The following is a 12,317-nucleotide window of genomic DNA, read 5'->3' on the forward strand; positions in this document are numbered from 1 at the left end:
GTTTAAAATGCTTTTTCCGCACGTTCTTGGAGGCATAATGATGCAAATAAAAGCAGAGAAAATCCACAAAACAATTGGTAGCAATGAAATTTTCGTAGGTTTACAGTTAGAAGTTAATGCGGGAGAACATATTGCCATTGTAGGACCAAATGGCTGTGGTAAAACAACCTTGCTACATATATTAGCAGGCGAAGATACAGCGGATGTAGGTCATATTATTAAAAGTAAAGACGCAACAATTGGCTATTTATATCAAATATCAAATTACCCGAACGATACAGTGAGAGGCGTATTAGCGCAAGCCTTTGGGCCAATTTTCGAACTGAAAGAAAAGATGGAGAAGCTAGAGCAGCAAATGCATAATGAGGAAGTTACGCCAAAGCTTTTACAACAATATGGGCAAGTGCAGGAGCAATTTATCCAGCAGGGTGGCTATGAAATAGATTCACAACTAGCAGCAATTGCGAACGGATTAGGAATTGCTACTCTTTTAACACAGCCATTTGAGGCGTTGAGTGGCGGTGAAAAGACGAAGGTGATGCTAGGTCAATTACTATTGCAAAGCCCATCTATTCTGTTATTAGATGAGCCGACCAATCATTTAGATATGGATGCCATTGAATGGCTTGAAAACTATGTGCAAAACTTTGAAGGCATTGTTATCGCTGTCTCACATGACCGCCAATTTATGAATCAATTTGCACATAAAATTATCGAGATTGAGGATGGGCAAGCATTTACTTATCATGGCAATTACGATGCCTTTGTTAAGCAAAAGCAGGAGAAAATTGAACAACAATTTGCCCAATATGAGGAACAGCAGAAAAAAATCAAAAAAATGCAGGAAACGATTAAGCGTTTAAAGCAATGGGCAAATGAGGCTAACCCACCGAGTGATAGCTTACATCGTCGAGCGAAAAGCATGGAAAAGGCATTGGCACGTATAGAGCGTGTAAAAAAACCGACAAGCACGAAAAAAATGAACCTAGCATTAACGATGTCCGAGCGTAGTGGCAAAGAGGTGCTGTCCCTTGAAAATATTACACATAGCTATGGACGTACATTATTTTTAAATAGTCATTTAGCGGTTTATTTTCAAGATAGGCTAGCGATTGTTGGTCAAAATGGCTGTGGCAAATCAACTTTATTAAAAATGGTAACAGGTCAGGTCGTTCCACAGCAAGGACTTTGTAAGCTCGGTAGCAATGTTAAAATAGGCTATCTGTCACAACAATTCGATTACAGTAATATAGAAATACGGGTAGTTGATGCCTTTCGAGATATAGTAGCTGTATCTGAGGCAGAGGCAAGACATAATTTAGCGCAGTTTTTATTTTACGGCTATGATGTTTTCAAAAAAATAAAGGATTTAAGCGGTGGCGAGAAAATGCGCTTACGTCTCGCGCAGCTCATGCATCAGCAAATTAATTTATTATTGCTAGATGAGCCAACGAATCACCTTGATATTGAATCACGTGAGGTGCTAGAGGATACATTAGAAGCCTTTGAAGGTACGATTATCGCTGTCTCACATGACCGCTATTTTTTGCAAAAGCTATTTACGAAAATAGCCTGGATTGAGCAGCAACAGCTCACTGTCTATGAAGGAGACTATGAATGGGCAAAGGCAAAACGTGAAACCACTTGCCAAGTTATTGAAAAAGTCCATGTAGAGAAAGTTCAACGAAAAAAGCAATTCTCTATTTTAGAGCAAATTGAAAAATTAGAAATGAAATTAAAAGAGCCAACACTTCCTACCACTCAGCGCACAAAATTAGAGCAACAGCTAGAGGCATCGTATGAGAAGTGGTTATTAGAAGAATAGGAGGTGAAAACCAGATGTGGTTATTATATTTATAAGCCGATACGAGTTGTAAACAGCTCGTATCGATAGTCACTATCGGTACGAAAAAATATTTTTTCGGAGGTAGTGCAAAATGGAACAATTGCAATTTGAAATAAAACAATTAACACATAATTATTTAGATAAAGAAATTTTAAAGATTCCTTATTTAGCAGTGCATCAACTACAGCGTATTGGCATCGTAGGGAATAACGGTGCTGGCAAAAGTACATTGCTTAAGCTGCTGGCAGGAAGGATTTCCCCGACAATAGGACATATAAATAGCTTTGTTGATGCACTCTATATGGACCAAATTGATTTGCAAGTGGGAAATCATATTGATTATGCATTGCAAGGGAAGCTGAATGTTGGTGCACAGCATGCCCATTTGAGTGGAGGTGAGCAAACTCGATTGAAGCTAGCGGAGCTTTTGTCGACATATGCTCCTTGTTATTTATTAGATGAGCCGACTTCGCATTTAGACCAAGATGGCATTCAGTTTTTGATTGATGAATTGACTTACTATTATGGGACACTTATTATTGTCAGTCATGATAGAGCATTGTTAGATGCTGTTGTCGATACAATTTGGGAAGTGAAGAACGGCGCAGTACATGTTTATACAGGCAATTACAGCGCCTATAAAGAGCAAAAGGAACTAGAGCGTCAAATGCAGCAACAAGCTCATGAGACTTATATCAAAGAGAAAGGTCGATTAGAGGCAGCCGCCGCAGATAAAATGAAGCGCGCGGAGCAAATGGCGCAGGCAAAAAGTATGTCACGCAAAGAGGCGAAGGCAAAGCCAAATCGCATGTTTGAAACAAAGTCGAAAGCCTCTGGACAGAAGGCTTTGCACAGAGCAGCAAAGGCGATGGAGGAGCGCGTGCAGCAGTTACAGGCAGTTGAAAAACCTGAAGCTGAGCGCATATTTCATTTTGCCCATCAGGCAATTACGGAATTGCATAATAAAGTGCCAATTTTGGCAAATGATTTTACGCTAATGGCTGGTGATAAGCTGCTATTACAACGCGTCTCTTTTCAAATTCGCCAAGGTCAAAAAATCGCTATTACAGGCGCTAATGGTAGCGGTAAAAGTACATTGCTGAAGGCCATTGCAGAAGGGGCAGAAGGTATTGATATATCGCCAAAAGTGAAAATCGGTTATTTTAGGCAAATGAGCTATCAATTCGAAGCTTCTGAAACATTGCTGCAATTTGCGAAGTCGCATGCTGTCTACGATGAAGGCTTTTTAAGAAAGGTATTAGCTGCCATGCATTTTACACAAACTGATTTGCGCAAAAGTGTTCGCGATTTAAGTGGTGGTGAAGCGATGCGCCTACAGCTTGCTTTGTTATTTGTTGGGGATTACAATGTATTATTGCTCGATGAGCCAACTAATTTTTTAGATATTACATTACTGGAAGCGTTGGAGCAATTTATTTTAGGCTATCAAGGCACTGTGCTTATTGTGTCGCATGACGCAAGCTTTTTAAAGCAAACAACAACAGTGCGTTACCATTTAGCAAAGCAAAAATTAATTTTGCAATAAATGAAAAGGGCGTCCAAAAGGCCATGCATTTACCGGCTTTTGGGCGCTTTTGTTTGTAGAGAACTGCCATTGTTCACGAGAAATTGCCTTTATGCTCAATGCAAAGAAGAACCCTTAAAATAACTTTTTAGACAGTTCTTTCTTTTTTGAGTATGCTTTATATAATACTTTCGCTTTTATAAGAGAATTTTTGAAATATTTAACAAATGTAGAACAAATTCTTGAACAACTCAGTAGTTACACATGTTAAAGGGAGCACTGTTTAATATTGTTGTTACAATAGGAGATGAAGTAGATTGGGATATATTAAAGAATTACGAAAAATAGTAGGCAGTCGCCCACTGATTATGGTCGGTGCTTGTATTATTATTATGAATGAACAGAATGAAATTCTTTTACAACATCGTAAAGATAATGATTGCTGGGGATTGATTGGAGGTTCTATGGAACTTGGAGAATCTTTAGAGCAAGTCGCTTATAGAGAGATGTTAGAAGAAACAGGTTTGAATGCGAAACAACTTACTTTGTTTAAAATATATTCAGGTGAAGACTTCTATTATCAGTATCCGCATGGAGATGAAGTTTACTTAGTTGTAGCAGCTTATGAGTGCAAGAGCTATACAGGAATGTTACGACATGATAAGAAAGAAGCGTTTGAAGTGCGATTTTTCCCATTAAATCAATTGCCATCGAAGTTTAATCCAGCAGACCAACCAATATGGATGGAATATTTAAAAAGAGGGCTATCCTAGAAGTCAAACTTCTCCTCAGCGCAGTGAAAACTAACTTTACCCTTATTTTAAATTCAAAAGGAGATGGCTAAATCTAGTGTTTCCCCCATTTTCAAAGAAATACTACTCCATTTTATTTAATGATTTCTTTGATGAAATATCACCGAAGCGTCCCATAAGCAGTGCATTGCCTATTTTTGGGACGCTCTTCATTTTTAACCTTGTGCTTGCATATACACTTCCTCATACGGCTGGACGATGACGAAGCCGTCCCCTTCGAAACGCATTTGGAAGGATTCCCCGCTGCCTCGACCGATAAATGTTTTAAAGGAAATATCTGTTTGGAATTCAGGTTGTAAATTGCCTGACCATGCTACTGTTGCATTTGGGTCGGTAATAACGGGTTTACCGGGCGTTACGCGCAAAGTTAGAGGCTCGTAATGTGTCGTAATCGCAATAAGCCCTGTGCCTTCACAGCGAATATTAAATAAACCACCAGCCATCATACCAGCAACTCTTTTCATTAATTTAATCTCATGCTTAATTGTTGGTTCAAAGGCAAGGAGATCATTACCATTTACGTAAATAGCTTCATTTTGCAAATGCAAAATAATAATTTTCTTCCCGCTATCGGCTAAATAAAGTTTGCCTTTACCTGTTGCCTTCATAAGAGAAGCGCCCTCGCCTGTAAAAGCTTTTTTAAATAAAGTTCCAAGCCCATGCTCTAAAATACCCTCACGCTCAAATTTTATTTTCCCATTGTAGGCAACCATTGAGCCTGCTTTTGCCCAAACAAGATTTTCTAAATTGACTTCTAGCATGCGCGGAGTTTCTAGCTCAAAAAAGCCTTCTCCACGATCTAGCTGCTCTGTTTCCTTAATAAATTGTGAAATTGAATATTTATTCATAATGCCACACCCTTCCGTTTTTTACATATACGTATAAATCATATGAGAAGTTTCAAAAATAGATTACGGTTCATGCCATCATCGTGAGGAACGTTTTCCATTAAATATAGATAAATGGCTTGCAGAATACAATATATCAATGACTACAATAATTGCCCAAATCATAGAAGCATGGTATAAAAATTCGCTTGGATAAGGGGAATTTTTGAACTGGTCTGTTGTAAACCATTCACCTATCGTGGAAATATAATAACCAAATTGCGAAAACGATTCCATGCCAATTGCCCAAAAAATAAGCTGTGCGATAACAAAAATAATTACATGTACCGTTGTCATAATAATATCTTTACGCTTCTTATAATGAGGGTTCTTCTCTTTTGCAATTATTTGATGGTCCTTTGCTGTTAATAAATCAATACCGCGATAATTTCCTATTTTTACACGCATCCATCTATCTAATTTTTTGAAATCATTTAAGCCGAAAGTGACAGCATAAAGTACAAATATAGTAATGAGAATTGTAAAGTTAGAAATTTCACCAGTATAGTTATAAACTATCCACGCAATTGCAGCTTCAAAAGCCGTTACCGCAATAAATAATAGGATAAAGAAACTGCTCGCTTTGCGCTTATTAAAGAAATATCTTGTAATACCGAATAACACTAGTGAGACAATGGAGATTACTTCTGCACTTATAAATAATGCCCATTGGTAGGACAGTAAAAATGACTGCATGATGAACATCCTTTCAATAATTCGTCTTGCTTAACATATACGTACAATGCTGTGACAAGTTTCAAAAAAATACTTGACCTTGGAGTATGCTCCAATGATAGTGTGGGTATAGAGGGGGGAGCAACGGTGTTAATAAAACAATTTGCAGCAAAATATTATCTATCACAAGATACGATTCGCTATTATGAAAAGGAAGGTTTATTAAGCCCGAAGCGCTTAGAAAATGGCTATCGCTTTTATGATGCATCATGCGAAAGAAATATTAAATTCATTCAGGTGATGAAAAAAATAGGCTTTTCCTTACAGGAAATCAAGCTATTGCTCATTTTAGATGGGCAGCCGATGAGTGAGGAGTGCAATCAAGCGTCCTCTAATTTATTTGTAAATAAAATAAATGCTGTGGAAAGACAGCTTGCATTTTTTACAATTGCCTTGCAAGCATTAAAAATGGCAGAAGGCTTAGTGCAAGAAGGAAAATATGAATCAAATAAACAAAAAGTGAATGAGACAATCGAACAAATGTATCGAGAATTAGGGGAGGGCAAAAGGAACGATGACTTTACGTAGCTTAATAAAGTGGGAGTATGGAATCAATTTTTTACTGCTACTCGCAATTTATATTTATCTCGATTTTTCTGTGCTATGGTTTTTCCTCTGTTTGCTTGTGCCCGATATATGCGCTTTAGGCTATGTCATGAATGAGAGAATCGGTGCAATCCTATACAATGTTGGACATAGCTTTATATTGCCCTCTACTTTATTGACGATAGCGCTACTAACAAGCTTCTCATTTTTGCTCCCAATCGCACTGATTTGGCTAGCGCATATTTTCATGGATCGCGCTTTAGGCTATGGCTTGAAATATACGACAGGATTTAAGGACACACATATACAAAGAATTTTATGAAAAGCATTTTCATAAAATTCTTTGTGTAAGCACTATTTTACAATTAATGCAGGGCAGTTGACACGTTTCATTACTTTATGGCTAACGCTGCCTAGTACCATCTCCTGTAAGCCATTTAAACCACGACTACCGATAATAACAAGGTCAACTTGATTGTCGTTCGCATATTGAATAATCTTAGGTGCGGGCTCTCCTTTTAAAATGGTTACCTTATAAGAAATATGATGTTCCTTCAATAGCTGTTCAACTGTTGCTACTTTACGGCGGCGTTCCAATAAAAGGCTTTCGGACGATGCGCTGTGTAAATGCTCAGCCCTTGCATTGTCAAAGCTTGCGACATAGACGATATTAACAACTGTGTTTGCTGAGAGTCGCGCAATTTTTACAGCTTCCTTCGCTGCCCGTAACGCATTAGCCGAGCCGTCTGCTGCTAAAACGATGTGCTGATACATAAAAAATCCCCCCTATGAAAACCTCGTTAATTTTTGATAAAGTGCCTGACTCGCTGGGTTCATGCCGATTACTGTAACAGTTTGTCCCTTTTCCTCTAGCTTGCTAATAACCTTGACAAGTGCGCCGACGCTCGATTCGTCCCACAGATGGCTGCTCGTTAAATCGATTGTAATATGTGGCTCACGAGCGTGCTCTAGCTGCTCGACAAAGGCTTTTGTTGAAGCGAAGAAGAGCGGACCCTCAATCATATATATGCCATTATTTTGTGTAATATTGACCTTTGAAATTTTTGCAACGAACAGTAGAGCACTAATAATAATGCCCGTTACAACACCGATAGCTAAATTACCCGTATAAAGTACAATGACAATCGTAATGAGCATGACGAAAACCTCTCCTTTTGGAGCAGTTATCGAATATTTCAAGGAGCCCCAATCAAAGGCCGTTATCGCGACCATCACCATAATACCTGCCAGCACAGGCATCGGAATATCTACAACAATGTCACCAAGCACAACAATTAAAAACATGAGAAAGATACCAGAAACAAGTGTCGATAAACGTCCGCGTCCACCTGATTTGACATTAATCATCGATTGTCCAATCATCGCACAGCCTGCCATGCCACCGAAAAAGCCGTTGACGATATTGGCAATACCTTGACCACGTGCCTCCATATTTTTATTCGATTTCGAATCTGTCATATCATCTAAAATTTGTGCAGTTAATAGCGATTCTAACAAGCCTACAACAGCAAGTGCCAATGAATAAGGTAAAATAATTTGCAAGGTTTCGAGTGACAACGGAATATCAGGTAATAAAAATACAGGTAAGCTTGTTGGTACAGCACCTAAGTCGCCGACCGTTTTCAAATCAAGCTGAAACACAAAGGCTGCCGCTGTTAATAACACAACAGCGATGAGAGGTGCAGGAACCATTTTGAAAACCTTCGGAATAAAATAAACAAGCCCAATCGTAATAAATAAAAATAAGTATGTCATGCTATTGCCCCCGATAAAATGAGGCAGCTGTGCCATAAATACTAAAATGGCTAAAGAATTAACAAAGCCTATCATCACAGCGTTGGGAATAAAACGCATCAGCTTGGCAATCCCAAAAATGCCCAAGAAAATTTGAATAATGCCTGTTAAAATAGTTGCCGCTAGTAAATATTGCAAACCATAGTCTGCGACTAAATCGACAACAACAATCGCCATTGCACCAGTCGCAGCAGAAATCATCGCAGGACGTCCGCCGACAAATGCGATAACTGTAGCAATCGTAAACGAGGCATACAAGCCGACCATTGGGTCAACACCTGCCATAATCGAAAAGGCGATGGCCTCAGGAATTAGTGCAAGTGCAACAACGATTCCTGATAAAATATCCGCACGAATATTGCCAAGCCATTGCTGTTTTACAGTGTGCATATTGCACTTCCTTTCTACTAATAAGTACGCCTAACATCATATCACGAAATGTCACCTTTTGAATGATGAATAAATGCAACGGGAAAAAGAAATTGACTTTCCTTGTTTTCAGCCATACAATAGCAGAAAGTTTTCTAGTGAAAGGACTGTGTCTATGAGCAATATTGTCTTAATTATTATTTTGCAATTGATTTACGTACCTTTTTTAACATTGCGTACAATATTTTTAGTGAAAAACGTAACCTTCCTAGCGGCTATTTTCGGTATGATTGAAATGTTAATTTACGTATTCGGACTTTCACTCGTTTTTAGTGGCGACCAAAGTATTTTAGCGATGGTTGTCTACGCTGTAGGCTTTGGCCTAGGTATTTTTTTAGGCGCAAAGATTGAGCGAAAGCTAGCGATTGGCTATGTTTATGCAACGATTAATACACAAAAGAAAAACGATGAGCTCGTTGCTTTTTTAAGAAATGCAGGTTTTGCAGTAACGATTTATGTCGGTGAAGGACGCGATAGCGAGCGCTATAAATACGAAATTTTAACGAAGCGCAATCGGGAGCCAGAGCTCTTTCAGATTGTGGAGCAATTTGAACCCAATGCCTTCATTATTTCCTATGAGCCAAAATCCTTTAAAGGCGGCTTTTTAGTAGCGCGTATGAAGCGAAGAGATAATAAAAATAAATATTCGTGAAGGCTGTCTAAAGTTTTAGACGGCTTTTTTGTTGTAATGAAATGTTAGCTTATGGGTGAGCTAGAAAAACAGCGGGTGATTCTGATACACTGTTAAAATAGTTCCTTCATTCAATTCGACTTTCAGATTAATGAGCGAATTTGAGTAATTTACGAGCGAATTTGGCAGACTTATGAGCGAATTCGTTTAGTTTATGAGCGAATCAATACTTTCGACCTACTGGTTTCGAGTAAATGCTTTGTTCTGATTTACAAATTCGATGTATGGTATTATTTGTTATATAATACAATTATTTTTTAAGCTAAGGTTTAGAAATATTGAAGAGCGGCAGTACATTGGGCGAGCTTCTACAGCCTATTAGTATTTTGCTATTTATGGCTGTCGTTTTGATGGGCATTGGCATTAATATAATGGCGAAAAAGCAGATACATGAAGGGAGGCAGCCTCTTGTATATTTGAAGAGGCTGCCAATTCGCCGATAAACTTCAGAAAAGCACTGATATATTTTTTACTCCTTCACAGACAGATAAATTTTCACTGTGCCGTCTTGTGCATAGTATTCAAAATCTGTTTTATAGGCCCTTGCGATGTCACTTTGCCAAATTTCAGTCCATGCAAGAAAAACACCATTTTCTTGTGATGCATCGACAACGATTACTACATATTGCCCAGTAGGTATAATGATACCTTCTTCATTTGCCCCATTCACTTCTGTGCCAATATATAAATCATAATCGCCAGTAAAGTCACTTTCATAATTATGATAGATGGCAAAAATATCTCCTTGCAAGCCGCTAGCCATTACATTCTCCCAAAGCTGCCCAATCGCTTTTGGGGTTGCATTATTTGTACGAATGCCTGTACCAACAATGTGTTTCTCTGTGAAAAGTGTTTTCATATTAATAACCTCCTTGTTTCTACACTTAGCATAGCGAACAAAATATGACAACTGTCTGTCAGCTTTCCAAAATCTTTTTAATTTCTTCTAAATGCTTTTGCTGAAGCCAAGCGGGTGCAAGGATTTTCACTTTACTGCCAAACATGCGAATAAAGGGAAGGATATCATTTGTTATATCATAATGAAATTTTGCAATAATATGCTCTGAATGAATAGCAAGCTCCCCCTCTGTGAAAAAATCGTAGAGCTTGCCATGTTCACTTAGCCCGAATTGTAAAATGATTTGCTCAAGTTCAACAGGTCGCTCAGTTGTGGACACAAGAAGAGGCTGTTTGATAGTTGCTTCAATAGTTTCCATTGTACGGATTCTTGTCAGCTTAAAAAATCGATAAGCCTCTCGCAGCTGACAAAAGGCTTCTGCATACCAGCTCCCGTTTTGTAAATGTAGCTTGATAGGCAAGACGGTGCGTGTAGTAAAATGACCATTTTGCGCTACGTATGAAATTTCAATTGCTTGTTCATTTTCAATAAAGGCTAAAAGCTGTTGTATTTTATTCTTTGTCTGTTGTTCAATAATATTTCGGTGCAATGTTGCGTTCGACAATGTAAAGCTAATATCATACTCTTCTTGAAAAAGAGCAAGCTTTTGCTGTAAATTTGCAAGCTGCTGTTCTTCAAAAAGCTCATTTCCAAGTGTAATGCCATCCATTACTAATTTCTTTTCCGTATCACTAAATGTTAATTTATTAAGCTGATAACGGTCAGCCAATGTAAAGCCGCCGTTTTTACCTAGATGTGACACAATCGGAATACCTGCTGCACATAATGAGTCGATATCTCGATAAATTGTTCGTTTGCTTACTTCTAGTCTTTCAGCTAATTCATCAGCAGTTACGATTCGTTTATGCAATAAAAACACAACGATGGCAAACATTCTTTCTACTTTCATTGTTACAACCTCCTTCAATGCACTTCTTCAATTATACAGCTATGCTTGTTGCTTAATTATCTACAGAATAATACAAAAATTTGCTATTATAAAGCTAGGAGGGGATTGAAAATGAAGCATTTTATTTCTAAAGAACATGCAATTTATGCCATGAGTGCAGACAATCAACCTGTGTGTATAGTGCAAAGTGGAGACACGGTTGTGTTTGAGGCGTATGATTGCTTCACAGACCAAATTACAAGCGAAGATCAAGTAGTTGAGGCACTTGATTGGAACAAAATTAATCCGGCGACAGGACCTATTTTTGTAGAAGGAGCTAAGCAAGGCGATGTATTAGAAGTGGAAATTCATACAATTGATATTGGTGATACTGTAACCTTAATGACTGGTCCTGAATTAGGCGTACTCGGTGATGAGTTAGATACAATGACGATTAAACGTGCGCCTATTGTCGATGACGAGATACTGTTTACGGAGGATATAAAAATCCCCGTTAACAAAATGATAGGTGTCATTGGCACAGCGCCGGCAAATGGTGCCATAAGCTGCGGTGTACCTGATGCGCATGGGGGCAATATGGATACAACAGCTATTACAGAGGGCGCAAAGCTCTATTTACCGGTAAATGTCGAAGGGGCTTTGCTTGCACTAGGGGATTGCCATGCTGCGATGGGCGATGGCGAAGTATCGGTTTGTGGCGGAGAAGTGCCTGCGCAAGTAACAGTGACAGTGCGCGTTCTGAAAAATCACACTGTGCCAACCCCCTACTTAATTAAGGATGATGCAATTAGCACAATTGCCTCAGCGAAAACATTGGATGAAGCTGCGGTGATGGCGACGAAAAATATGGTGCGCGTTGTGAGGCAATCGACCGCTTTAACAGATGCGGAGGCAATCCATTTATTATCGCTTGCAGGACAGCTGCGCATTAGTCAAATTGTTGACCCGAATAAAACAGCACGGATGGAGTTGCCGCTGCGTTATTTGAAAAATTTCCCGCAATAGCGATTGAAATGATGTGATTCATTTGCTATGATTGAATGCAAATATTTAATTCGTTGATGTGCCCAAGTAAATAAAGAATTGTGAAACAGAGAGTATAGCAAAAGCTGAGAGCTATATCACCGCTTCTTTATTGAAACCTAGCACGGAGAAGTGCCGACTCGTTGCCGTTATCCAACGTTAGAGGGCTTTAATTGATTAAAGCTAAAAATAGGTGGTAC

The 12,317-nt window shown here is 38.7% G+C and carries 13 protein-coding genes; 7 read left to right on the forward strand and 6 right to left on the reverse strand.

From position 1 onward, the window contains the following. The first annotated feature begins 40 nt into the window (after positions 1-40). The 3 genes from abc-f (C9J36_RS05115) to C9J36_RS05125 all read left to right on the forward strand — a co-directional run bounded on the left by abc-f (C9J36_RS05115) (position 41) and on the right by C9J36_RS05125 (position 4,144). A complete protein-coding gene (abc-f, locus tag C9J36_RS05115) occupies positions 41-1,825 on the forward strand; it encodes a ribosomal protection-like ABC-F family protein (protein WP_107942417.1) in 1,785 nt (594 codons plus the stop codon). A 112-nt stretch (positions 1,826-1,937) separates the two neighbouring features. After that, entirely contained in the window at positions 1,938-3,392 is a 1,455-nt protein-coding gene (gene abc-f / locus C9J36_RS05120) for a ribosomal protection-like ABC-F family protein (RefSeq protein WP_107942418.1), read from the forward strand. Positions 3,393-3,688: 296 nt separating this feature from the next. Then, a complete protein-coding gene (locus tag C9J36_RS05125; protein WP_107942419.1) occupies positions 3,689-4,144 on the forward strand; it encodes an NUDIX hydrolase in 456 nt (151 codons plus the stop codon). Between the two features lie 194 nt (positions 4,145-4,338). Here C9J36_RS05125 and C9J36_RS05130 read toward each other — a convergent pair whose 3' ends face one another. Next, positions 4,339-5,031, reverse strand: coding sequence for an AIM24 family protein (locus C9J36_RS05130; protein WP_066171565.1), 693 nt, complete (start codon positions 5,029-5,031; stop codon positions 4,339-4,341). Between the two features lie 78 nt (positions 5,032-5,109). Then, a complete protein-coding gene (locus C9J36_RS05135) occupies positions 5,110-5,766 on the reverse strand; it encodes a hypothetical protein (protein ID WP_107942420.1) in 657 nt (218 codons plus the stop codon). 126 nt (positions 5,767-5,892) lie between these two features. Between C9J36_RS05135 and C9J36_RS05140 the strand changes: the two genes are divergently transcribed. Beyond that, positions 5,893-6,333, forward strand: coding sequence for a MerR family transcriptional regulator (locus C9J36_RS05140; protein ID WP_107942421.1), 441 nt, complete (start codon positions 5,893-5,895; stop codon positions 6,331-6,333). Continuing rightward, entirely contained in the window at positions 6,320-6,673 is a 354-nt protein-coding gene (locus C9J36_RS05145) for a DUF4260 domain-containing protein (protein ID WP_066171555.1), read from the forward strand. The genes C9J36_RS05140 and C9J36_RS05145 overlap by 14 nt, the downstream gene beginning before the upstream one ends. 32 nt (positions 6,674-6,705) lie before the next feature. Here the strand turns inward: C9J36_RS05145 and C9J36_RS05150 are convergent, their stop codons facing one another. After that, on the reverse strand, positions 6,706-7,125 hold the full coding sequence (locus C9J36_RS05150; RefSeq protein ID WP_107942422.1) for a universal stress protein: 420 nt from the start codon (positions 7,123-7,125) through the stop codon (positions 6,706-6,708). A gap of 12 nt (positions 7,126-7,137) precedes the next feature. Then, positions 7,138-8,556: a SulP family inorganic anion transporter gene (locus C9J36_RS05155; RefSeq protein ID WP_107942423.1), complete on the reverse strand. Its 1,419-nt coding sequence runs from the start codon at positions 8,554-8,556 to the stop codon at positions 7,138-7,140. 154 nt (positions 8,557-8,710) lie between these two features. On the opposite strand from C9J36_RS05155, the gene C9J36_RS05160 reads away from it, so the two are divergent. Beyond that, on the forward strand, positions 8,711-9,247 hold the full coding sequence (locus tag C9J36_RS05160; protein WP_066171543.1) for a DUF2179 domain-containing protein: 537 nt from the start codon (positions 8,711-8,713) through the stop codon (positions 9,245-9,247). A gap of 508 nt (positions 9,248-9,755) precedes the next feature. On the opposite strand, the gene C9J36_RS05165 is transcribed toward C9J36_RS05160, so the two are convergent. Continuing rightward, positions 9,756-10,145, reverse strand: a complete 390-nt coding sequence (locus C9J36_RS05165; RefSeq protein WP_107942424.1) for a GyrI-like domain-containing protein — start codon at positions 10,143-10,145, stop codon at positions 9,756-9,758. 58 nt (positions 10,146-10,203) lie between these two features. Continuing rightward, positions 10,204-11,094, reverse strand: a complete 891-nt coding sequence (locus C9J36_RS05170; RefSeq protein WP_107942425.1) for a helix-turn-helix transcriptional regulator — start codon at positions 11,092-11,094, stop codon at positions 10,204-10,206. 111 nt (positions 11,095-11,205) lie between these two features. Here C9J36_RS05170 and C9J36_RS05175 point away from each other — a divergent pair, with 111 nt between their 5' ends. Further along, complete coding sequence (locus C9J36_RS05175; protein ID WP_107942426.1) at positions 11,206-12,099, forward strand: acetamidase/formamidase family protein; 894 nt, start codon at positions 11,206-11,208, stop codon at positions 12,097-12,099. The last annotated feature ends 218 nt before the right edge of the window (positions 12,100-12,317 follow it).

Origin of the sequence: Metasolibacillus fluoroglycofenilyticus, assembly GCF_003049645.1 — a bacterium.
Lineage (GTDB): Bacteria > Bacillota > Bacilli > Bacillales_A > Planococcaceae > Metasolibacillus > Metasolibacillus fluoroglycofenilyticus.